Consider the following 23,174-nt stretch of genomic DNA (forward strand, 5'->3'; position numbering starts at 1 on the left):
GGGAAGTGTTAGTCACTAGAATGGCCAACATCGTTAGGTGACTAACTAATTGCTGGAGAATTCATCATGCCTTATCAGGTTGATGTAGCGGTCATGATTGGCAGCGGTGTTCCCAAGACCTTGCGCGAGGCGGGTAAAAAAGCCTGCTGGGTAGTTTTGGTCAATGGTGAGCAGCGCGGCACGGCTTTTTCTACCCGCCTTGAAGCTGAAGAGTGCCGCGCAGCATGGCTTGCGCAGCTGGGGAGCCAGCACAGGGCCTATGCGGGTAATGCCCGGCACGCCTGAGCCAGCTCATCACAGGGGTCAAGCGTTGAGGGCACCTGCATCGACTGCGCTTTTCAACGCCAGGGCGGATTCAAGGCCTGCTGCTTTGGCGCCATCGGCGGTCTTGAACCAGCGATCCTTCTCGACCTGGTGGTAAGTGACCGTGGAGAGCGGAGGTTTGGCCCGCATCACGATCACGGCCTGAAACTCACCTTCGACTTCTCTGACGTCTCCGTGGATGAAAAACTCGCCAATATCAAATTCCGTCACGTGTCACGTTCCCTTATAGGTAATGGAGCCCGGCGAACCCGGCTTCATGGGCCAAGTCGATTTTTTGGCGAGTATGGCAGTAGTTGATGATCTGTGGCGCAGTTAACTGACCGGTGTGACGTAAGCCTCACCATTTGAGGCGTTAATACGCCAAAAAAGTTAGAAATCCTCGACAGCTGTGAGGATGTTTATACCCAACTCCGAGCATGGCCGGTAGAATGCCGTCCCGACTGATTTTTTTATCCGTTGTATTCGTACAGGTTCAGGCTGAATTCCTTCAGCTTCAGGCGCATAGTTCGCCAAGGTAATCAGGGTACGGATCCTTTAGTCTTGATGTTTCTTGTCTCCCGACTCCAGCAGTCCGGAGTCATTGCTGTACTCGGATTTTTTCATTACGTGGCTGATGCCTTTTTTTGCTGCCTTTTTGTTCAGGCAGTTCCACTTCAGGTTTCGAGGGTTTTTCGTTGGCAGTCAGCAATTTGGAGATGCATGCGTTATTCGTTTTGGGTGACTTGCGGGCTCGGCTGGTAAAGCTGTTCCACTCCCGTTTTGTCTATGTCACCGAGCAAACGGCGGAAGGTATTTACATCGCCGAGATCGATACTGAAACAGCGCTGGTCGTGGATGACAAACCCGGTCTCAAGCTTAAAGTCGGTGATCATTTCAGCGCCGCTGTTTTGCCCAGCCGTGAAGGCGGCAAGTTCGACATCAAGTTTCGCGAAATCAAAATGACCGTTTATGGCATTGGTGACTATGCCTATGTCACTTCGCCTGAGGGTGAAGGCGTTGTCTTCAAGGAAGGTCAGACGGTCATGCTGGTGTTTGCGGCCAACCAGCAGCTTGAAGGCGGTTTGACCAAAACCTTGAAGGCGATTACCAAGAAGGCTGCTACCTGGCCCAAAGGTGTGCTCAAGTTCAAACCCAGCAAAGAATGACCCTGCGCGCCTAGTCGCTGACGAGGGACGACGGCTGCGATTGGCGGCGCAGCCGTCGTAAAAGCCTTACAGCCAAGACCTCAGCCCTGCCGCGATGGCCGGGTGGCGGGTATCGGATACACCGAGTTGTCCCGTCTTGCGAGCGCTTCTCGCTCGATCGCAGCCTTGGTTCCTCGTCAGCGGCTACGAGGTCCGTGTTTTTCCCCTTCAAACAGCCTAAGCCTTATGGACGATGTTCCAGGCACAGCTGCACCTGATGATCACTCCCAATCAGCGCGGAGTGGTTGATCAAGCCGCAAACCAAAAACAATAAAAATCTGCGAGGGATCGTGAGCATGGGCGCCATCGTCTTGTCATTTGCTGTGCGAGGCTGCGATGAAAACTGCGCCTGAACTCACCGCTACGCAGCGTCTGGTCAATCTGTGTGCCGAACGACTGCTCGCCCATCGCAAGCCCCTGCTCGGATTGTTTTTGCTCATCACCCTGGCGCTGGGCTATAGCGCCACCCAAGTACGGCTCGACCCCGGCTTCAACAAGCAGATCCCGGTGCGTCATGCCTACATGCTCAATTTTCTGGATTTCAGCCGGATTTTTACCGGCGCCAATCGCTTGCTGGTCAGTGTGCACTGGAAGGGCGAGGGCGATATCTACAACCCCGAGTTCTTGCAAACCCTGCAACAGGTCACGGACGACGTGTTCTATATCTCGGGTGTCAGCCGTCCCAGTGTGACGTCGCTGTTTACCCCCAACGTGCGCTATATCGAAATTACCGAAGACGGCTATGTCGGCGATCTGGTGGTGCCACCGCAATATGCAGCGACGCCCGAGGACTTGCAGCAAGTGCGCAGCAACGCCGCCCGCTCCGGGCAAATCGGCCGCCTGCTGGCCAATGACCTGAAATCGGCGATGGTGACGGCCGACCTACAAGACGTTGACCCCAAGACCGGTCAGCCGGTGGACTATGTGCAAATTGCCCAGCGCCTTGAGGATATTCGGGGTAAATACAGCAGCGCGGACATTGACATCAATATTGTCGGTTTTGCCAAGCTGGTCGGGGATGTGGTCGAAGGGTTGAACACCGTGATGGGCTTTTTTGCCATCGCCTTTGTGATTACCGGCGTGTTGCTGTGGCTGTACTCCCGCTCGTTACGCTTGACGGTGGTGGCCTTGCTGGTGGCCTTGCTGCCGGTCATATGGCTGCTCGGCCTGCTGCCTTTGCTGGGCTTGGGGATCGACCCGATGTCGATTCTGGTGCCGTTTCTGATTTTCTCGATTGGCGTGTCCCATGCCGTGCAAATGACCAATGCCTGGAAGCAGCAAGTGCTCGCGGGCAGTGACTCGGTGACGGCCGCCAAGGCGGCATTCAGCACGATATTCATCCCCGGTGCATTGGCGCTGCTGATGAACGCGCTGGGGTTCGGGGTGATCATGCTGATCGACATTCCTATCGTCCATGAGTTAGGCATCACCGCCTGCATCGGTGTGATGCTGATGATCATCACCAATAAAATCATGCTGCCGCTGATCATCGCGCACTTGCGCCTTGAGCCTCGCCTGATGACTGCCCGCGCACGGCTCAACGAGCAGCGTCACCCGCTGTGGTGGCGTTTATCGGCCTTGGCTACTCCCGGCCCGGCCCTGTGGGTGTTTGCCATCAGCCTGTTGCTGCTGGCCGCGGGGGCTTACAAAGCCCGGGACCTGGCCACCGGCGACATCGGCGCCGGTGCCCCCGAGTTGCGCGCAGATTCACGCTACAACCAGGACAATCACGCGATTATCAGCAGCTACTCCATCGGTCTGGATGTGTTGTCGGTGTTCCTCACCATCAGTGATCGCAGCGAGGCGTGCCTGGACCCTGCCGTGATGCGCGCGGTGGAAGCCTTCGATTTCAACATGCGCGAAGTGCCCGGCGTGCAGTCGGTGCAAAGCGTGGCAGGCATGAGTAAAGAGGTGATTGCCGGCAACAATGAGGGCAACCCGCGCTGGGCTGCCATCCCGGGCTCATCCCAAGGCTTGCAGCAGGGTGCCTACGCCTATTCGCCGGATTCCGGGCTGGTCACCGACGGCTGCCAGCAGATGCAGATTCTGGTGTTTTTGACCGACCACGAAGGCGCCACGGTTGCCCACGTGCTTAGCGAAGCCAAACGCATCATTGGCGGCATTCAGGTGCCGGGTGTGAGTTTCAAGCTGGCAGGCGGCAATATCGGGGTGATGGCCGCGTCCAACGAGGCCGTCAAGCAAGCCGAAGTGGTGATGCTGGCCGCTTTGTTTATCTCGGTGGCGCTGTTCTGCCTGCTGACCTTCCGCTCAGTACGCGCCGTGCTGTGCATTCTGGTGCCGCTGGCGATTGTCGCGGTGCTGTGCAATGCCTTGATGGCGCTGCTGGGCATCGGCCTCAAAGTCGCCACCTTGCCGGTCATGGCCTTGGGGGTCGGCGTGGGTGTGGACTACGGCATCTACCTCTATGAGCGCATCGAGCATGAAATGGCCGAGGGCCAGAACCTGCGCGAAGCCTTCTACCGGGCCATGTGCCAACGCGGCACGGCGGCTGTGTTCACCGCTTTGACGATGTCGCTGGGGGTGTGCACCTGGGTGTTTGCCCCGCTCAAATTTCAGGCCGACATGGGCGTACTGCTGGCCTTTATGTTCATGGTTAACGTCCTGGGCGCGATCTTCCTGCTACCGGCGTTGGCCGCCTGGTTCAACCTGGGCAAGCCGCTGGTGGTAGACAAATCACCCGTAGCAGCTGATGCAGGCGGCGTTCGGACGCGCAGCGACCGTGAAGCGCTTAACGCATCCATATCGACAGATTGAGTGGTTCGTATCAGGACCGCTTCGCGCTCCAACGCAGCCTTCGGCAGCTGCTACGGGGTTTTGCTTTACCGACAAAAACAACAAGGAGACCCCCCATGCGACGACTCTCTCAGATGGGCGGCTGGCTCTCAGTCGCTCTGGCCTTACACAGTTACAGCGCCTTGACGCTCGCCCAGGCACCCGCTGACCAGATTGCCCGGTTGGGCAAGGATCTGACCTGCGTCGGTGCGCAAAAAGAAGGCAATGCCGAAGGCACCATCCCGGCCTACAGTGGCCAATGGCTGGGCGCGCCGCCCGGCATCAAGTTTGAAGGCACGGGCAAACACCCGATTGACCCGTACCCCAACGAAAAACCTTTGTTTGTGATCACCGCGCAAAATCTCGACCAATACGGCGCGCATTTGTCCGAAGGGCAGAAAGCCCTGTTCAAGCTCTACCCAAGCACCTTCCGTATGCCGATTTACCCCTCGCACCGCGATTTCCGTTTCTCGGACACGGTGTGCCAAGCCACACTGGAAAACGCCTCGGTGGCCAAGTTGGTGGACGATGGCGAAGGGGTCGTGGCACGTACAGGCGGTGTGGCGTTCCCGATTCCGCAAAGCGGCATCGAGTTGCTGAAAAATGCTTCGTTGTTCACCGTGCGGGCCTGGACCGAGGAATACACCTCCGACAACGCTTACGTACTCAAGGGCGGCAATATCAACTGGGGCCGCGTGCACTCGCGCAACCTGGCGCCGGGCCTTGCGCCGGGCAAGATCGGTGACACCTCCGGCAACTCTGCCTATTACCTCAACGAAACCCTGCTGCCGCAACGCGACAAAGGTGAAATCAACACCGGCACCGAGTTCTGGAACGACAAGACCGAGCCTCGTCAAAGCTGGCGCTACGACCCCGGCACACGCCGCGTTCGCCAATCACCGGGCTATGGCTTCGACATGGCGTTCCCAGGGTCGGGCGGTTCGATCACGGTCGATGAAGTGCGGATCTTCAACGGCTCAGCACAGCGCTACAACTGGAACACCGTCGGCAAAAAAGAACTGTACATCCCGTACAACACTGCGCGCTTGCATGCCAACAACCTGCAGTACGCGAACATGCTCACGCCTAACCATATCAACCCAGACAACATGCGCTACGAGCTGCACCGTGTCTGGGTACTGGAAGGTGTGCTCAAACCGGGTAACCGTCACCTGTATGGCAAGCGCACGATGTACATCGACGAAGACACCTGGTTTCCGATCATGGGTGACAACTATGACAACCGTGGCGAGCTATGGCGCACCTCAATGGTCAACTACTTCTACGCCCCCGAAACCCAGACCTGGCAAGCCGGGGTTGGCCTTTATCACGACTTGAACGCTGGCAGCTATCTGGCCTTCAACCTGATCAACGAACAGCGCGATGGCTACATCCTCAACAAAGGCGGGATCGTCGCGGGTGACTTCGGCCCCGAAGCCGCTCGCCGCGCAGGCAAATAACCCCCGCTGCGCAGCGTCATGACTGCCACAGGCACAGCCTGTGCGCAGTCGGCGGCGCACCGCAAGGCATGAGCACAAAAACAATAAAAAGGAGCATCGCATGTTTACGCAGTACACACGCATCAAGCCTGTCAGCCGTGTGCTGGGGGCCGGTTTTCTGAGCGGGTTGAGCACATTTGCATTCGCTTTACCGACGCTGGAACTGGGTGAAAACACCACCCTGGACTCCAACCTGACGGTCAATTACACCGCCTCGATGCGTACCGTCAAACCCGACAGCGAATACCTCAATAACCTCAATTACGACGACGCCACGCGCAACTTCAAACGTGGCTCGCTGATCAACAACCGGGTCAGTGTGTTTGGCGAGTTGATGCTCAAGCATGAAAACCTGGGTGCGGTGCTGCGCGGCAGTCATTTCTACGATGAGGTGTACCACCAGCGAAACGCCAACGACTCGCCCGACACGGTCAACAAAACCGGGCGTTATGACGAATTCATCAGTGACACCCGCAAACTCAGCGGCAGCAAGGCGCGCCTGCTGGATGCTTACGTGTATGGGGATTTCACGGTCAATGATGATCAGTATGTATCGCTCAAGGCCGGGCGACATCTGGTGGCGTGGGGCGAAAGCCTGTTCTGGCCCAATATCAGCCAGGGGCAGGCACCAGTCGACTCGACCAAATTCAACGTGCCGGGCACCGAAGCCAAAGACGCCTACCTGCCGGTCGGGCAAGTATCCGGCTCCTGGTCGGTCAACGAAGACTTGGCTTTGCTCGGTTTCTACCAATACAAATGGGAAGAAACCCTGCTTAACCCGGTGGGGGACTATTTTGGCAGTGACACCTTTGGCCCTGGCGCCGAGTTCTATCGGTTGGCCCCGGGAGTTATCGAAAACTTGCCCGACCCGCAGTTTCGCGCTGTGGGCTATGGGGGTTCAGTCAAACCCGGCAACAGCGGTGAGTGGGGGCTGGGCACCCGCTACCGGCTGACGCAAAACACCGAAATCGGTTTATTTCATTACCGCTATCACGACCGCGTGCCCGCGCTGTTTTTCGACTTCACCGGCCAGACGCACTATTCATCGCTGGGCAAGGTCGGCGGTAACGGCAATGGCCCTAGCTACCAGTTGGGCTACTTCGACAACATCAAACTGACCGGCGTGAGCTTTACCACCAAGGTGGGCGATTCGGTGCAGTTTGCCGGTGACCTAAGCTATCGCGACGGTGCCGCGGTGTACCTGAGCAATGGCGCACCGGCCCGTGGGCAAGTGTGGCAAGGCAACTTGAATGCCGTGTACATCATCGGGCCGACGTTTATGGCACAGCAAACGACGTTGATGACAGAAGTGGTGCATCAGCGCATTCAAGGTGTGGACGACCTGACCATTACCGGCGGCGGTGCTGGAACTGACGGCACGTTCAACAAGTTTGTGTATGACGGCCAGACGCGAGGGTCGAGCCTGTTGGGCGTGGGCGCGTACTTCGATCACCCCAGCGTATTCAATGGCTGGGACCTGACCACCAAGGCGACATGGACGCAAAATATCGACGGCAGCGCCTATTCGGGCTTGGGCCGCGCCGAAAAACGCCTGACCGTGGGTGGCGACTTCAAATACCTGGGCAACTTCCAGTTGGGCCTGACCTATGTGGCCTACTTGAGTTCGGCCAACATCGCCCAAGGGCGAACGCTGTCTGACCGTGACTACGTGTCGTTCAACGGCAAATACACGTTCTGACCCTGCAATTGTGGCGTAGCAGTTGCCGCAGGCGACGTCCGGCGACGCAGTCGTCGTAAATTGAGTGAATGGGGTTTGCCTGTACAAGCCCCATGCTCTGGTTTTACGATCGCTGCGCAATCGGACGCAGCCTTCGGCAGCTGCTACGGGCTAGGCATCAGCTCAACGGCGGTGTGCGCGGTGGAACCCTGCGCTTGCTGCCGGTCGCTTCAAACGCTGAGGCCAGGCGCAGCAGCGACGAATCATCGTACGCACGGCCCGCAAACGTCAGCCCCACCGGCATGCCAATGTCGGCCATCACGCCCATCGGCACGGTGACGGTCGGCACGCCCAGATGGCGAATAGCCAGATTGCCGTTGGCCACCCACACGCCATTGCTCCAGGCAATGTCCGCCGACACCGGGTTCACATCGGCATCTGCCGGGGCCACATCGGCGACGGTTGGAAACACCACCGCATCCAGCTCCAGCCGGTCCATCCAGTCTTCCAGATCGAGACGGCGGGTCTGCTCCAGCCCGCGCAAGCCGTCCGGCAAGGAACTGATCTGGTCCCACGGGGTGATGCCGCGTTGGGCCATGCGCACGTATTCGTCCATGCCCGCGCCCAGATCGTCTTCGCGATTGGGCAATGTGCCGGGGTCGTGGGGGAAGATCTGTGCGCCGTCGACGTCCGCCAGACGGTTCAGTTTTGGATCGTCGTTGGCGCGCAAAAAGTCATCGAACGCCCAGGCCGACAGCTCCCACAATTCGTCGCGCAAGAACTCTTTGGACACCAACCCGCGGTTAAACACGGTTGGCGCGCCAGGGCGGTCGCCTTCGCAATTGGACACCAGCGGGAAATCCACCTCGATCACCACACCGCCCTGGGCTTCGATAGCCGCGCGTGCGGCTTGCCACAGGTCAATCACCGAGGCGCGGGTGATGATGCGTTGGCCGGTCGGGCCACCGATGCCCGGCGCTTCGGATGTACCGGCCTCGGGGTCGGCATTGATGTACATGCGTGGCACGCCGAAACGCTTGCCCGCCAGTGCATCAGCCTTGACCCCAAGGCTTGCATAAGAAGAAGGGCGCACACCGGCGACACTGGGAATCGGCACCCAGGGTTGCAGGCGCCACAGGTCGCCACGGGTGTCCGGGTCGGTGGCGACCACCACTTCCAGCACTTCCAGCAGGTCGGCCATGGTGCGGGCAAAGGGCACTACCACGTCCATGGTCGGGGTCAACGGCCAGTTGCCGCGCACGGAAATGACGCCGCGTGAGGGCGTGTAGGCGCACAGGCCATTGTTGGAGGCCGGCCCTCGGCCGCTCGACCAGGTTTCTTCGGCCAGACCAAAGGCTGAAAAACTGGCGGCGGTGGCGGTGCCCGCGCCGTTGGACGAACCCGAGGCAAAAGGTGCCGTCAAATAGTCCGGGTTGTACGGGCTTTCAGCACGGCCATACACACCGCGCTGCATGCCACCGTTAGCCATCGGGGGCATATTGGTCTTGCCCAGGCAGATGGCTCCGGCACCTCGCAAGCGCTCGATGGTGAACGCATCGCGGTAGGCAATCAGATCCTTGAAGGCCGGGCTGCCAGACGCTGCCGTCAGGCCCTTGACCAGATAGCTGTCCTTGGCGGTATACGGAATGCCGTCCAGCGGGCCGAGGCTTTGGCCGTTGGCGCGGCGCTCGTCAGAAGCTTGCGCCTCGGTCAGCACGTCAGGGTTGCGCACCACCACCGCGTTCAGCGCGGTGGGGGTGTTGAGGGCGTCATAGGCGTCGATACGCGCGAGATAGGCCTGCACCAGTTCCACGGCAGTGGTCTGGCCGGACTCAAGCGCCGCGCGCAGGTGGGCAATGGAAACCTCGGTGACTTCAATCATGCGCTTACCGCTGGTGGCTGATAGGGGTGGCAGAGCTTAGCGAAACTTCGGCCTGCTGAGCCAGCCCATGTGACCGTTAGCGTGCTTTTTTCACCATAACTTCCAGGTGTAATCGACATTGACGCGCAATTCATTGTCATCGCGGTGACTGGCCTGGGCGATAAAGTCGTTGCGGTACCAGGCATTGCGCACGCGCAGCGACAGGTCTTTGAGCGGGCCGCTTTGAAGCACGTAGGCGATCTCGATGTCTTTTTCGCTTTCGCTCAGATTGGAGCCGCCGAATTTGGCCAGTTCGATATTGTCGCCACTCACATAGCGCAACATGCCCTTGAGGCCCGGCACGCTCAGCCCTGCAAAGTCGTAGTCATAGCGCACCTGCCAGCTGCGCTCTTTGGGGTTGAGGAATTCAGAACTCAGGGTGCCCTCGGTAATCACCAGTGGCTCGGTGCCAAACAGATAGGGCATGGCGGTCTTGCCGGTGAGCTGCATATAGCCTGCCCCCAATCTGTGCGCTCCCAGGCTGTAGGTCAGCATCAACGCCGCATTGCGGTTGTCGACCGGGCCAGCCTTGGCGGCGCCGTCTTCGCCAGTGATAAACAGTCGAAAATCACTTTTCAGACGTCCCGCGCCGAGGGGACGATCATCGACAAAGCCATAAAAATCCTTGCGGTACAGTTGCGCCAGTTCTGCATGGTAGTACTTGAGGGTCAGGCTCGAAGACCACGCGTAGTCGCCCCCGATAAACATAAAACGGTTCGACTCGGCAGCGCCGTTGAAACGGCCATTGGGTGAGCCCACCGACATTTTCTGGTAGTCGGTGGAGTCACGCAGGTTGATGCGATCAAGCCAACCTGCGTGGAGGATCAGGTTATCCAGCTCCCGGGATTTGAGGTACGCGCCGCGAAAGGTTTGCGGCAGCAGGCGGGTCGGGCTGGCGAATGCAATGGGCAGGAAGGTGCTGATGGTGCCCACTTGCAGTTCACTTTTCGACGCCCGGGCTTTGGCGGTGAGGCCCAGTTCCGAATAGGTATCGGCAGGTTCCCGGGTGCTGGCACTGTAGGGCAGCAGCCCGGTGCCGGTGCGGGCACGCGAGGAGTCCAGACGCACCCCGAGCATGCCTTGGGCATCCAGGCCGAACCCCACTGGCCCTTCGGTATAGCCCGAGCGCAGGTTGAGGATAAAACCTTGCGCCCATTCGCGGGCCGCGGCTTGTGGCGTGGCGTTGACGTAGTTGCGGTCGAAGTAATAGTTGCGCATCACCAGATCGGCGTGGCTGTCTTCGACCAGGCCGCTGGCACACGCGTGCCCGATATAGAAAGCGCAGGTGCAGGCGCTGAGCACCGAAAGCACAGGTTTGAGCATGGCAGATTCACTTTTATTGTTATTAGGGGTCAAGCATTGCGCGTCGTGTCGACGCGCAATGTGTAGCGTTGGGGTCAGTCCGGTGTGGTTGTGTTGCGCCGAAGCGACAGGTAAAACATCGCCACGGCGGCGATGACGATGCCCGGTGCCGACGCCAGCATGACACCGGCGGTGCCGGTGCCCAGTGCGAGCATTTTGCCGGCCACCAATGGGCCGCTCATGGCACCCAGCCTGCCGATGGCCACCGCGCTGCCCACGCCTGTTGCGCGGATGGACGGGCGATAGAAGTGCGGTGCCAGCGCATACAGCACACACTGGCCGCCAGTCGCAAAAAAACCGGCGACAAAACCTGCCAGCAGCATGCTTTGCAGGTCAGTGGCCAGTCCCAGCGCGGTCAGTGACAGCAGAATACCCACGTAGATCAACGCAGACAGAGCCCAGGCGGGCAGACGATCCATCACCCAGCCCAGAAACAGCGTGCCGACGGCGGCCCCCAATTGCAGGGCGAGCATCACCCAGCTGGCCTCACGCCCGCTGAAACCTTGACCGATGACCAGACTCGGCAACCAGTTGATCAGGATGTACACCACCATCAGGGTGAAGAAATAGCTGACCCAAATCAGCAGCGTTGACAGCGCTGCGCCTTCGCGGAACAGACCCTGCACAACGCCTACCGGCACCGCCTCCTGAGCAGTGCGAAACTGGAGCGACTCTGGCAAGTACAGGGCCAGCAGCGGCACGATTAACAGCGGCACAACCCCACCCACGTAAAACACGCTGTGCCAGCTGCCACCCAGATCGGCGATGCCAATGATCGCTGCCAGCCCGGCGCCCAGTGGCACGCCGCAGTACATCAGGCTGACCGCCATCCCGCGCAAGCGCGGGCCGGCTATTTCGCTGGTCAGCGCAATCAGGTTGGGCAGGGCGGCGCCCAGGCCCACCCCGGTCAGGCAACGGGCAATCAACAGGCTATTGAAATCCCATGCCAGGGCCGTGGCCAGTGAGAACACCCCGAACAATGCCACTGACGCCATCAGCACGCGTTTACGGCCGATGCGATCCGCCAGCCGGCCACCCGCGAACGCGCCGGGCAGCAGGCCGAAGATCCCGGCGCTGAACACCCAGCTCATCTGTAACTTATCCAGTTCAAAAGCGGCAGCCATGCCTTGGGCCGCGATCCCGGCGGCTTGCAGATCGAGGCCTTCCATAAGGGCCACGAGGAAACACAAAGCGATAGTGCGCGCCACCGGCAAAGCGGTGGTGACGTTGAGCGATGTCATGGGCTGTACCCGTTTTATTGTTGTAGTACGCCCCGTAGCAGCTGCCGGAGGCGGCGTTCGATTGCGCAGCGATCGTCCATTCAGAGCACGCGGTAATGCAGGTGAACCGCGTGATCCGGATTTACGACGACTGCGTCGCCGAACGCAGCCTTCGGCAGCTGCTACGGGGGTAGGGAAGCAAGGTTCAGCGTTTAAGCAAATCCAGCGCCACGTCGACGATCATGTCTTCCTGACCGCCGACCATGCGCCGTTTACCCAGCTCGACCAGAATGTCCAAGGTCTTCAAACCGTACTTCTGCGCGGCAATTTCGGCGTGGCGCAAGAAGCTCGAATACACACCCGCATAGCCCAGCGCCAAGGTTTCGCGGTCGACCCGCACCGGCCGATCCTGCAATGGCCGCACGATGTCATCCGCCGCATCCATCAAGGTGTACAGGTCAGTGCCGTGGTTCCAGCCCATGCGCTCGGCAGCAGCAATGAACACTTCCAGCGGCGCATTACCGGCCCCGGCGCCCATGCCCGCAAGGCTGGCGTCGATCCGGTCACAGCCTTCTTCAACCGCCGTGATCGAGTTGGCCACACCCAGCGAGAGGTTGTGGTGGGCATGCATGCCGGTTTCGGTTTCAGGCTTGAGCACCGCTTTGAACGCCCGAAAGCGATCGCGAATATCCTGCATGTTCATCGCTCCGCCCGAGTCGGCCATGTACACGCAGGTGGCGCCGTAGCTTTCCATCAGTTTGGCCTGTGCGGCCAACTGCTCGGCTGGAATCATGTGGCTCATCATCAGAAAACCCACAGTGTCCATGCCCAGTTCACGGGCGTATTCAATGTGCTGTTTCGACACGTCGGCTTCGGTGCAGTGAGTGGCAATACGCACCACCCGCGCCCCGGCGTTATACGCGGCCTTGAGGTCATGCACGGTGCCGATACCGGGCAGCAGCAAGGTGGTGATTTTGGCGTGGCTGATCACGTCCGCTGCCGCTTCGATCCATTCCAGATCGGTGTGAGAGGCAAAACCGTAGTTGAAGCTGGAGCCTTGCAGGCCGTCGCCGTGGGCCACTTCGATGGCGTCGACACGGGCGTTGTCCAGCGCGCGGGCAATGTCTTGCACGTTCTTGAGCGAGTATTGATGACGTACCGCATGGCTGCCGTCGCGCAGGGTCACGTCGCTGATGTAGATCTTTTTACCGTTCATGGTCTTCTCCTCAGGCGTTAAGCATCGACAACGCCATGCGCTCGGCGGTGGCCAAGGCAGCGGAGGTCATGATGTCGAGATTGCCGGCGTACGCGGGCAGGTAATGGGCAGCCCCTTCGACTTCGAGAAAGACCGAGGTCTTGAGGCCCGAAAACTTGCCCAGACCGGGAATGTTCAACGGTGCATCCTCGGGGATGACGTCGAACTGCACCTTTTGTTTGAGTCGGTAGCCCGGCACATAGGCCTGCACGGCCGCTGCCATTTCGACGATGGAGGCTTCAACCAGGCCCTGATCGGCCGCTTCGGACAGCACAAACACCGTGTCGCGCATCATCAACGGCGGCTCGGCCGGGTTCATCACGATGATGGCCTTGCCCTGGGTCGCGCCGCCAATCACTTCGATGGCCTTGGAGGTGGTTTCGGTGAATTCGTCGATATTGGCGCGGGTGCCGGGGCCGGCGGATTTGCTGGCAATGGAGGCGACGATTTCGGCGTAGTGAACCTTGGCCACACGGGACACGGCCGCCACCATCGGAATGGTCGCTTGCCCGCCACAGGTGACCATGTTGACGTTGAGCTGATTGAGGTTCTGTTCCAGATTGACCACGGGTACGCAGTACGGGCCGATGGCCGCAGGCGTCAGGTCAATCAGGCGAATACCCGGTTTGACCGAGCGCAAAAAGGCGTCGTTCTTGACGTGAGCACCGGCGGATGTAGCGTCGAAGACGAAGTCGATGTCCTTGAACACGTCCATGCGGGTCAAGCCCTCGACGCCTTCGTGGGTGATGGCCACGCCCATGCGTTCGGCGCGAGCCAGACCGTCGGAAGCGGGGTCGATGCCGACCATGACGGCCATTTCCAGGTGCTTGCCGTTGCGCAGTATCTTGATCATCAAATCGGTGCCGATGTTGCCGGAACCGATGATCGCGACTTTAAGTTTCTTGTTCATTATTGTTGCCTCATGTGCACGCAGGTTGCCGGTTGCACCGGCGGTGCCTGTCTTACGAGAAATCCACGCCGACCTGGCCAATGCCTTCGATGTGCGCTTCAAAACGATCCCCGGCGGCCACCGCCACCATCGGCCCCAATGCGCCGGTCAAAATGATGTCGCCGGCCTTGAGCGGATTGCCCAGCCGCGCCATGGTGCGGGCCAGCCATACCGCTGCATTGATCGGGTGGCCCAGGCATTGCGCGCCGCTGCCGGTGGACACTTGCTCATCGTTGCGGGTCATGCGCATAACCGCGTTGCGCAAGTCCAGCCCTTCAATGCGCCGGGCCGGGCCGCCCAACACATAGCAGCCGCTGGAGGCGTTATCGGCCACGGTGTCGACGAAACGGATATTCCATTGCTGCACCCGACTGCCGACAATCTCCAGCGCGGGCACAACCCAGCCCGTCGCGCTCATGACTTCGTCAAAGGTGGTGTCGGCGTGGGGCAGATCGTGTTGCAGGATCAAGGCGATTTCTGCCTCGATTTTGGGTTGCAGCACACGCTCCAGGGGCACGGTCTGGTTGTCGCCGTAGCACATGTCGGCAAACAGGGTGCCGAAGTCCGGTTGGTCGACGCCCAGTTGCGCTTGCACCTTGGGGTTGGTCAGGCCAATCTTGCGGCCGACCACACGGCGGCCATTGGCTACGGCGTGGGCGACGTTTAGCTGTTGGATGGCGTACGCAGCGCTGGCGTTGTCTTCACCGATCTGCTCGCGCAGCGGCCCGATGGCTTCGCCGCTGATTTCAGCCTGGCGCAGGTCGGCGGCCAATTGCGCCAATGTTTCTGGGGTCACATTCATAAGAGTCTCAGTCATCAATGGGTGAGGAAGTCCAGCACCATGCGGTTGAACGCATCTGCGTGTTCCCACTGCGCCCAGTGCCCGCAACGGTTGAATACGTGCAGTCGGGCTTTAGGCAGGCCGGCCAGCAGGCGCAGGCCGGTGTCCATCGGTACAAAACGGTCTTCACGGCCCCACACCAGCAAAGTCTCGGCACTGATTTCGTGCAGGCGATGGCTAAAGTCAGGGAATTGCTTGGGGTTGAGGGTGCTGCTTTTAACGAAGTTTTCCAGGTGATCGCGGCGCGACAGGATGTTGTCGAGGCGGGTCTGGAACAGCTCTTCGGTCAAGCTGCTGGCGTCGAACACGAAGACGCTCATCATCTTCTTCAGGTTGTCGATGGTCGGATCGCGGTACAGCGCGCCGATCAGCTTGATGCCTTCAGTGGGTTGCGGCACAAACGCGCTCGGGCCGCCGGTGCCGCCGCCCATCAGGATCAGTTTGCCGATGCGCTCAGGGTTTTCCAGAGCAAAGGCCACGGTGCTGTGGGCCCCCATTGAGTTGCCAATAATGTGCACGCGGTCCAGATCCAGCACATCCAGCAAACCCTTGAGCGCGGTGGCATTGAGGTTCGAGCGCGAGCCTTGGCTCACAACCGGGTCGCTTTTGCTCCAGCCCGGGCAGTCGAGCAGGATCACCCGGTAACCGGCGTTGACCAAGGGTTCGATATTGCGGTTGAAGTTGGCCCAGCCGCTGGCACCGGGGCCAGAGCCGTGAAGCATGATCACGGTCTCTTTGCCTTGGCCGACATCGTTGTAATGCAGTTGTAAGTCCAGATCGCCTTCTTTGATGCGGGCGAACCGGCTGGTGGACGCTTCAGTGAATGCAGTGGCAGTCATGGCAGTGTTCCTTGAATTCAAAGGGAGGTGTGCAGCGGCTTCGCGCCCAAAGCGCCGAAGCCTGCGATCCACTCGGGAATCGGGCGGTAGTAACGGCCTTCGGCCTGGTAAGGGCCGAAAGCTGACAAGGCGGCGAAGGCGGCCACCCAAGTCTTGACTTCGTGGGTCGACTTACCGGCCAGCGCCGACAGTTCGTCATTGCCCAAACCGTCGAAGTCGCTCAACCGGCCCTGTTCCAGGGTGTCGAGAAAGTGCTGGTCCCACACAGGGTTGAGCGGGTGCAAGCTGTTCTGGTCTTCAACAAAGTGGCGTGCTGCCTGAATCACCCGTTGCTGGCGTGCCTGACGTTCATCGGCGGGCAACTGGCGACCGCTGCCCATCAAACGGTCGGCCATGCGCGCATCGACCTTGGCCAACTCCGGCACGGGAGGCTGATGGGAGAGGCCGCCGGAGGCCAGAAACAGCACCCGCAGGTTCAGCGATTTGGCCCATTGGCCAATGGCCTCGCCGAGCAGTCGCGCTCGCTTGAAACCGGGCAGCGGTACCGCCACCGAGTTGATAAACACGGGAATCACCGGGCACTGGCTCAACCCGCCCAGCAGCAACTCCAGCGGTTGCGCAAAGGCGTGGTCGACCTGCATGCGGTAGGACACGGCGGTATCAATACCCGCGTCCATGACCGCCTGTGCGCAGTTTTGGGCCAGCGCTTTGGGCACGTCCAGCGGCCCGGCGGCGGTGTCGAAATCACCGATGGCCTCGGCGGCCATGCCAATGCAAAACGGCGGCATCACGTCGTAAAAAAAACCGTTGTAGTGATCCGGGCCGAACAGCACGATCAGTTGTGGATCAAAGCGGGCGATACGCTCGCGAGCCTCACCGATCATGGCATCGACTTCGGCCAGCACCTCAGGGGCCGGATCAACGAAGCCCACCAGCGGGGTATGCGACAAGCAGTGCAGATAAGCGCTCATCTCAAGCCACCTTGCTGACGACAGGCGTCACGCTGGCGAGCGGCTGGGCGTTGAGTGCCAGCGTCAACTCATCGCAGGTACGACCCAGCGTTTGCGGGGTGGCCAGCCCGGCGAGAAAGCGGTCAGGGCGCAGCAGGGCGATGGAAGATGAACCGCGAGCGAACCATTCACGCAAACGACCACTGCTGTCACCCACACGAATCACCTCGTGACCCGCGTCGCTCGGCGCTCTGAGCTGAACATCGGGCAGCACTTGAATAAAGCGCGTACCCATCGCTTTCCAGTGGGTGATTTGCGCGGCGCTCAGGCCCCAGGTAGGGTCGCAACCCCACGCGATAATCGCGAAGTTTTCACCGATCACTTCATCAAGCCGCACCGTGGCCCCGGCGTCGGTGAGCACCTGGGGCTGAATAAACATTTTGCCCACCGGCGAGCCTTTTTCAGTGGGTACGATCAACGCGCCACGGGTGTATTGCGGCATCGGCTTGAAGCGCATTTCAACGAAGTAGCGCTTGATCGGAGGCACATAGTTGAGCAGCCATGACACACCATCACGCAGGGTTCCTTGCCAGCGCTTGGGCGGCGCCAATACATGCCCGGCCATGACCGACAAGTCGATCATCGCCTTGGCGTGGTCACGGCGTTCCAGTTCATAGCTGTCCAGCAAGCTGTCGTTTGCCAGCCCTTTGACCACCCGGGATAATTTCCAGGCCAGGTTGGAGGCGTCGCGCATGCCGCTGTTATAACCCTGGCCCTGCCAGACCGGCATGATGTGCGCGGCATCACCGGCCAGCAGTACCCGGCCATCACGGAACCGGCCCGCAAGACGAGCGTTGTGGGTGTAGACGCGGCTGCGGATCAACTCGATGCGGTCCGGGTCGGGTAGCACCTTGGCAAGCAGCTTGCGCATGTTTTCGGGCTTGCTCAGTTCGGCCTCGGTCTCGCCGGGCATGACCATGAATTCGAAGCGGCGTACGCCGTGGGGCAGGGCGGCGGACACGTACGGCCGTACGGGGTCGCAGCACAGGTACACATGCGGCGTGCTCAACGGGTCATTGGCAATGTCCACCACGATCCACTGATTGGGCGCAGTCTTGCCTTCAAAGCTGATATTGAGGCTGCGGCGCACCAGGCTGTTACCGCCGTCGCAACCAATCAGGTACTGGGCCTTTAAGCATTCACGGCGACCGTCAGCGCTTTTCAGCGTCAGTTGCACACCGCTCTCGCTTTGCTCAAAGCCTTCAAGTTCGCGACCGAACAGCACCTTGACGTTGTCAAAACGGGCCAGCCCCTCAAACAGCACACGGTCGGCCAGCGGCTGGATAAAGGCGTTGCGGCGCGACCAGCCAAACTCATCGGTCTTGGGCTGAATATCGGCAAAACAGCGACCCTTGGGTGTCATAAAGCGCATGGCATGCCAAGGGGTGGTGTGCGGCAACACGTTCTCGGCCAGACCCACTGCTTGAAACGTGCGCAGGCTTTCGTCATCCAGGCCGATGGCGCGAGGGTAGTCGATCAGGCTGTCGAGCTTTTCTACCAAGGTGACGTTCACACCACATTGGCCCAGGTAGTTGGCGATCATCAGCCCGACAGGGCCGGCGCCAACAATGGCGACATCAGTGGACAGCTCCACAGGGCTAGACAGGTGGGCAGTACTCATGGGTATCTCCGTACAGCGCATTTTTGGATTTCTTGTTGCGCGCAGTATGGAAATCGCAAGGCTGGTGAACAACGACAACCCTTGTTAGGGTGCACAGAGTGCACATCGTTGATTTACCGATAAAAATAATGGAAGGCACATGAGCGAAACCGAATACAAAGCCGTGCGTGGTTTGATCCGGGGGCTGGCATTGATTAACGGTCTGAACCGTTTTGATGGCGGTGCCAGCACGGCGCAATTGGCCGAACAAAGCGGCTTGCACCGCACTACCGTGCGTCGGTTGCTGGAAACATTGCAGGTCGAAGGGTACGTGCGGCGCAGTGAGTCGGATGACAGTTACCGGCTGACGCTCAAAGTGCGCGAACTCAGCGAAGGCTATCGCGATGAGCAATGGATCTCCGCCATTTGCGCGCCTTTGCTCGGCCAGTTATTGCAACAAGTGGCGTGGCCCACCGACCTGTGCACCCTGGATGGCGACGCCATGGTGATCCGTGAGACCACCCATCGCTTCAGTCGCCTGTCGTTTCACCGCTCGATGGTCGGGCGCCGTTTGCCGTTGTTGATGACCGCGACCGGGCGTGCCTACTTTTCGTTTTGCCCGCCCGCCGAGCGCCATGAGTTGGTAGAGTTGATGATCAGTCGTGGTGATGCGCAATCTGCGCTGGCGGCAGACAGTCGTTTTGTCGAGCGCCTGATTGAACACACGCGCAGCAAAGGCTATGGCGAAAACAACGCACATTGGGGCGAAGAGCGCAAAATCGCGGCCATTGCCATTCCGGTGATGCATGAGGCGCGGGTCATGGGTTGCCTGAATCTGGTGTATATCGCCAAAGCCATGCCGGTTGAAGAAGCCGCGCGGCGGTTTCTGCCAGCGATGCACGAGGTCGTGGGTAAAATCCAGGCCGGGTTGATCGGTCAGTGATCCTCTGGAGTAAACTGCTGGTCGCTTAATCTTCAAAACCCAGAGGCACACATCACATGGCAACTGCATCAGCGTTTATCGATATTCCTGTTTCGGCCGATCAGGTGTGGCAATTGGTAGGTGGTTTCAACTCGTTGCCCGACTGGCTACCGTTCATTATCAGCAGCGAGGCCAGTGAAGGCGGGCGCCTGCGCCATCTCAAGACCGCAGATGCCGCCATAGTCGAGCGTCTGCAAACCTTCGATAACGCAGCTAAAACCTACAGTTACTCGATCGTTGAGTCGCCGTTTCCGGTGGCCGATTACTTGGCAACCTTGAAAGTCGAAGTCCACGGTGAGGGCGCGCGGGTCACTTGGTCGGGCAGCTTCACACCAGTGGGCGTCAGCGACGACGAGGCCCATGCCTTGTTCAAAGGTGTGTACGAGGGGGGATTGCAAGCCTTGAAAGCCAATTTTCCGGGTTAATCCGCAATAGGTCGGCAGTCCCGTTGTGAGTGATTGATTCACTGACGTGGGTCAGTACCGCACCGTGACAAACCCCTCACAATGGGTTGTTACTGGTTATGACAATGGGATATTATCGCCCGGCGTTCACCTACCACGGTTAATGCATTTTTAAATCCCAAGTTTCCATCAGCTACTTGGGATTTTTTTTGCCTGAAATTTGAGGTGGCCCCCCTGTGCAGGGCGGCGCAGAAACGAAAACGGCGCCATTTGCAGGCGCCGTTATTCATTCACTCAGCGTGTTTCAAGCAATCGCGTTCGCGCTCCACTCGCCGTTAACCAGGCGCTGCAAGCCCAGCGGGTTGCTGTTTTGCAGTGCTGGCGGCAGTAAGGCATCGGGGTAGTTCTGGTAGCACACAGGGCGCAGGAAGCGGTCGATGGCCAGGGAACCTACCGACGTGCCGCGAGCATCCGAAGTAGCAGGGTACGGGCCGCCGTGAACCATGGCGTCGCAGACTTCGACACCCGTCGGGTAGCCGTTGACCAGAATGCGCCCGACCTTTTGCTCAAGAATCGGCACCAGCCATTGGTACTGTTCAAGGTCGGCCGGTTCACCGATCAGGGTGGCGGTCAGTTGCCCGCGCAAGGCCAGCAAGGCGGCTTTAAGCTGTGCCTCATCGTCCACTTCGATGACGATGGTTGCCGGGCCAAATACCTCTTCCTGCAGCAGTGGGTCTTTGTTCAGCAGCAGGCTGACATCGGCCTTGAACAATTGCGGTTGTGCTTGCTGGCCCGCTTGCGCGTGGCCTGCCAGATGGGTGATGCCCGCATGATTGATCAGGTGCTCGACGCCTTTGGCGTAGCTGCGCAGACCGCCCGCATTGAGCAAGGTCTGAGGGGCCTGTGCGGCCATGTTCTGTGTCAGTTGTTCGATAAACCCGGTCAGTTCAGGGGAGCGCAGGCCGATGACGAGGCCTGGGTTGGTGCAGAACTGCCCTGCGCCCATGGTCACCGAGGCCGCCAGTTCGCTGGCCACTTGAGTGCCGCGCGCTGCCAGTGCTTGAGGCAGCAGGATGACCGGGTTGATGCTCGACATTTCGGCGAATACCGGGATTGGCTGTTCGCGTTCAGCGGCCATTTTGCTCAAGGCATTGCCGCCGTTCAGCGAGCCGGTAAAGCCGACCGCTTGAATGGCCGGGTGCTTGACCAGCGCTTCGCCCACGCCTGCGCCGAAGATCATGTTGAACACGCCTTGAGGCATGCCGGTTTTTTCGGCCGCGCGGATAATCGCGCAGCCCACCAGATCAGCCGTAGCCATATGGCCGCTGTGTGCCTTGAACACCACCGGGCACCCGGCGGCGAAGGCGGCAGCAGTGTCCCCACCGGCCGTTGAGAAGGCCAGCGGGAAGTTGCTGGCGCCAAATACCGCCACAGCGCCGACGCCGATGCGGTATTGGCGCAAATCAACCCGAGGCAGCGGTTTGCGGTCCGGCAGGGCCAGGTCAATACGCGCACCCAAAAAGTCACCGCGTCGAAGCACCTTGGCGAACAGGCGCATCTGCCCGCTGGTACGTCCGCGCTCACCTTGAATACGCCCGGCAGGCAACGCCGTCTCAGCGCAGACAATGGCGACAAAGTCATCGCCCAACTGGTCGATTTCGTCCGCGACGGCATCCAGAAATTCAGCGCGACGTTCAGGGCTCAACTGGCGAAAGGCAACAAACGCTTGGTCGGCAGCATTGGCGGCGTCATTCACTTCTTCGGGGGTGGCCTGATAAAAGCGATAAGGCAGCGCCTGGCCGGTGCTGGCGTCAAGGCTTTCAAGGGTTGTGGTGCCAGCAGCGCTGCGGCGGCCGCCGATAAAGTTGTGGCCGGTTACGGTCGACATGGTTTCAATCCTCGCTAGATAGGCTTAAAGCGCGCATGGGGGGATCAGCGCACAAGACAGGGTTTTTTGTTGTCGTATTTCCAGCCCGGAACAATGTACTGCATGGCGACGCTGTCGTCCCGCGCGCCCAGTCCCATGCCTTTGTACAGTTCGTGGGCCTTGGCCACGGCGTCCATATCGATGTCCACACCCAGGCCGGGGCGAGCCGGGACCTTGATATGGCCGTCGACGATTTTCAGCGGTTCACGGGTCAGGCGCTGGCCGTCCTGCCAGATCCAGTGGGTATCAATGGCAGTGATGTCGCCCGGTGCGGCGGCGGCGACCTGAGTGAACATGGCCAGGGAAATATCAAAGTGATTGTTGGAGTGCGAGCCCCAGGTCAGGCCCCACTCATGGCACATCTGCGCGACGCGTACCGAGCCTTGCATCGTCCAGAAATGCGGGTCGGCCAGTGGAATGTCCACGGCGTGCGATTGAATGGCGTGGCCCATTTCACGCCAGTCGGTGGCGATCATGTTGGTGGCCGTCGGCAGGCCGGTGGCGCGTCTGAACTCGGCCATGACCTCACGCCCCGAGTAACCGTTTTCGGCGCCGCAGGGGTCTTCGGCATAGGCCAGTACATGATGCTGGTCGCGGCACAGGGCCACGGCCTCTTTGAGTGACCAGGCGCCATTGGGGTCCAGGGTGATGCGCGCCTCGGGGAAGCGTTCAGCCAGCGCGGTCACGGCTTCGATTTCTTCGGCACCGCGCAACACGCCGCCCTTGAGCTTGAAGTCGTTAAACCCGTATTTGGCTTGTGCCGCTTCGGCCAGACGGACCACGGCTTGCGGGGTCATCGCCTGCTCATGGCGCAGGCGAAACCAGTCATCGCCATCCGCTTCATTGCGATAAGCCAGATCGGTCTGTTGACGGTCACCGATATAAAACAGATAGCCGAGCATCTTCACCGCATCGCGCTGCTGGCCTTCACCGAGCAGGGCGGCCACCGGCACTTCCAGAAATTGACCGAGCAGGTCGAGCAGGGCGGCTTCCATGGCCGTGACGGCGTGGATGGTGATGCGCAGGTCGAAGGTTTGCAGGCCCCGGCCCGCCGAATCCCGTGCTGCAAAGGTGCGGCGCATGGCGTTGAGAATGCTTTGGTAGTTCCCAATAGGCTGGCCCACGACCAGGCTGCGGGCATCTTCCAGGGTTTCGCGAATGCGCTCGCCGCCGGGCACTTCACCGACACCGGTACGGCCGCTGCTGTCTTTGAGAATAACAATGTTTCGGGTGAAAAACGGCCCGTGGGCGCCGCTGAGGTTGAGCAGCATGCTGTCATGACCGGCCACTGGAATCACTTGCAGGCTAGTTATCACTGGTGCATGGCTGGCGTGGTGCTGATGTTCGGCATTCATGGCGTGTTCCTTGAATTTTTTATTGGAGTCA

General features: G+C 59.9%; 19 protein-coding genes. 7 read left to right on the plus strand and 12 right to left on the minus strand.

Features of this window, described 5'->3' with window-relative positions; translation table 11 throughout:
* Positions 1-66: 66 nt before the first annotated feature.
* Complete coding sequence (locus FJD38_RS20400; RefSeq protein ID WP_122783640.1) at positions 67-285, plus strand: hypothetical protein; 219 nt, start codon at positions 67-69, stop codon at positions 283-285.
* 18 nt (positions 286-303) lie between these two features.
* On the opposite strand, the gene FJD38_RS20405 is transcribed toward FJD38_RS20400, so the two are convergent.
* Positions 304-534: a hypothetical protein gene (locus tag FJD38_RS20405; protein WP_122783639.1), complete on the minus strand. Its 231-nt coding sequence runs from the start codon at positions 532-534 to the stop codon at positions 304-306.
* 464 nt (positions 535-998) lie between these two features.
* Between FJD38_RS20405 and FJD38_RS20410 the strand changes: the two genes are divergently transcribed.
* The 4 genes from FJD38_RS20410 (at position 999) to FJD38_RS20425 (ending at position 7,499) form a co-directional block, all read left to right on the plus strand.
* Complete coding sequence (locus tag FJD38_RS20410) at positions 999-1,469, plus strand: hypothetical protein (protein ID WP_199750909.1); 471 nt, start codon at positions 999-1,001, stop codon at positions 1,467-1,469.
* A 375-nt stretch (positions 1,470-1,844) separates the two neighbouring features.
* Positions 1,845-4,283, plus strand: coding sequence for an efflux RND transporter permease subunit (locus FJD38_RS20415; protein ID WP_146387170.1), 2,439 nt, complete (start codon positions 1,845-1,847; stop codon positions 4,281-4,283).
* Between the two features lie 95 nt (positions 4,284-4,378).
* Positions 4,379-5,761, plus strand: coding sequence for a DUF1329 domain-containing protein (locus FJD38_RS20420; protein WP_146387172.1), 1,383 nt, complete (start codon positions 4,379-4,381; stop codon positions 5,759-5,761).
* Positions 5,762-5,861: 100 nt separating this feature from the next.
* The gene (locus FJD38_RS20425) at positions 5,862-7,499 is read left to right on the plus strand and encodes a DUF1302 domain-containing protein (protein WP_146387174.1); all 1,638 of its coding nucleotides are present in this window, start codon (positions 5,862-5,864) and stop codon (positions 7,497-7,499) included.
* Positions 7,500-7,656: 157 nt separating this feature from the next.
* Here FJD38_RS20425 and FJD38_RS20430 read toward each other — a convergent pair whose 3' ends face one another.
* The 9 genes from FJD38_RS20430 to FJD38_RS20470 all read right to left on the minus strand — a co-directional run bounded on the left by FJD38_RS20430 (position 7,657) and on the right by FJD38_RS20470 (position 18,496).
* A complete protein-coding gene (locus FJD38_RS20430; protein WP_146387176.1) occupies positions 7,657-9,360 on the minus strand; it encodes an amidase in 1,704 nt (567 codons plus the stop codon).
* 90 nt (positions 9,361-9,450) lie between these two features.
* Positions 9,451-10,722 carry an OprD family porin gene (locus FJD38_RS20435; RefSeq protein WP_146387178.1) on the minus strand — a complete coding sequence of 424 codons (1,272 nt, stop codon included), beginning with the start codon at positions 10,720-10,722 and terminating at the stop codon, positions 9,451-9,453.
* Between the two features lie 74 nt (positions 10,723-10,796).
* Positions 10,797-12,002 (minus strand): 3-(3-hydroxy-phenyl)propionate transporter MhpT, encoded by a 1,206-nt coding sequence (gene mhpT / locus FJD38_RS20440; RefSeq protein WP_146387180.1) that lies wholly within the window; start codon positions 12,000-12,002, stop codon positions 10,797-10,799.
* 184 nt (positions 12,003-12,186) lie between these two features.
* Positions 12,187-13,197 carry a 4-hydroxy-2-oxovalerate aldolase gene (gene dmpG, locus FJD38_RS20445; RefSeq protein ID WP_122783632.1) on the minus strand — a complete coding sequence of 337 codons (1,011 nt, stop codon included), beginning with the start codon at positions 13,195-13,197 and terminating at the stop codon, positions 12,187-12,189.
* 10 nt (positions 13,198-13,207) lie between these two features.
* On the minus strand, positions 13,208-14,146 hold the full coding sequence (locus tag FJD38_RS20450) for an acetaldehyde dehydrogenase (acetylating) (RefSeq protein ID WP_146387181.1): 939 nt from the start codon (positions 14,144-14,146) through the stop codon (positions 13,208-13,210).
* A gap of 52 nt (positions 14,147-14,198) precedes the next feature.
* Positions 14,199-14,987 (minus strand): 2-keto-4-pentenoate hydratase, encoded by a 789-nt coding sequence (mhpD, locus tag FJD38_RS20455; protein ID WP_122783630.1) that lies wholly within the window; start codon positions 14,985-14,987, stop codon positions 14,199-14,201.
* Between the two features lie 14 nt (positions 14,988-15,001).
* Positions 15,002-15,865, minus strand: coding sequence for an alpha/beta fold hydrolase (locus FJD38_RS20460; protein WP_122783629.1), 864 nt, complete (start codon positions 15,863-15,865; stop codon positions 15,002-15,004).
* 17 nt (positions 15,866-15,882) lie between these two features.
* Positions 15,883-16,836, minus strand: coding sequence for a 3-carboxyethylcatechol 2,3-dioxygenase (mhpB, locus tag FJD38_RS20465; RefSeq protein ID WP_122783628.1), 954 nt, complete (start codon positions 16,834-16,836; stop codon positions 15,883-15,885).
* 1 nt (position 16,837) lies between these two features.
* Positions 16,838-18,496 (minus strand): bifunctional 3-(3-hydroxy-phenyl)propionate/3-hydroxycinnamic acid hydroxylase, encoded by a 1,659-nt coding sequence (locus FJD38_RS20470; RefSeq protein ID WP_122783627.1) that lies wholly within the window; start codon positions 18,494-18,496, stop codon positions 16,838-16,840.
* Positions 18,497-18,635: 139 nt separating this feature from the next.
* Here FJD38_RS20470 and FJD38_RS20475 point away from each other — a divergent pair, with 139 nt between their 5' ends.
* Positions 18,636-19,418, plus strand: coding sequence for a DNA-binding transcriptional regulator (locus FJD38_RS20475; RefSeq protein WP_122783626.1), 783 nt, complete (start codon positions 18,636-18,638; stop codon positions 19,416-19,418).
* A 56-nt stretch (positions 19,419-19,474) separates the two neighbouring features.
* Positions 19,475-19,882 (plus strand): SRPBCC family protein, encoded by a 408-nt coding sequence (locus tag FJD38_RS20480; protein WP_146387182.1) that lies wholly within the window; start codon positions 19,475-19,477, stop codon positions 19,880-19,882.
* A 283-nt stretch (positions 19,883-20,165) separates the two neighbouring features.
* Here FJD38_RS20480 and FJD38_RS20485 read toward each other — a convergent pair whose 3' ends face one another.
* Positions 20,166-21,749: an aldehyde dehydrogenase (NADP(+)) gene (locus FJD38_RS20485; protein ID WP_146387183.1), complete on the minus strand. Its 1,584-nt coding sequence runs from the start codon at positions 21,747-21,749 to the stop codon at positions 20,166-20,168.
* 44 nt (positions 21,750-21,793) lie between these two features.
* Positions 21,794-23,143, minus strand: a complete 1,350-nt coding sequence (gene gudD / locus FJD38_RS20490) for a glucarate dehydratase (RefSeq protein WP_146387184.1) — start codon at positions 23,141-23,143, stop codon at positions 21,794-21,796.
* Positions 23,144-23,174: the final 31 nt, after the last annotated feature.

The organism is Pseudomonas saxonica (assembly GCF_007858365.1).
In the GTDB taxonomy this organism is placed as follows: Bacteria; Pseudomonadota; Gammaproteobacteria; order Pseudomonadales; family Pseudomonadaceae; genus Aquipseudomonas; species Aquipseudomonas saxonica.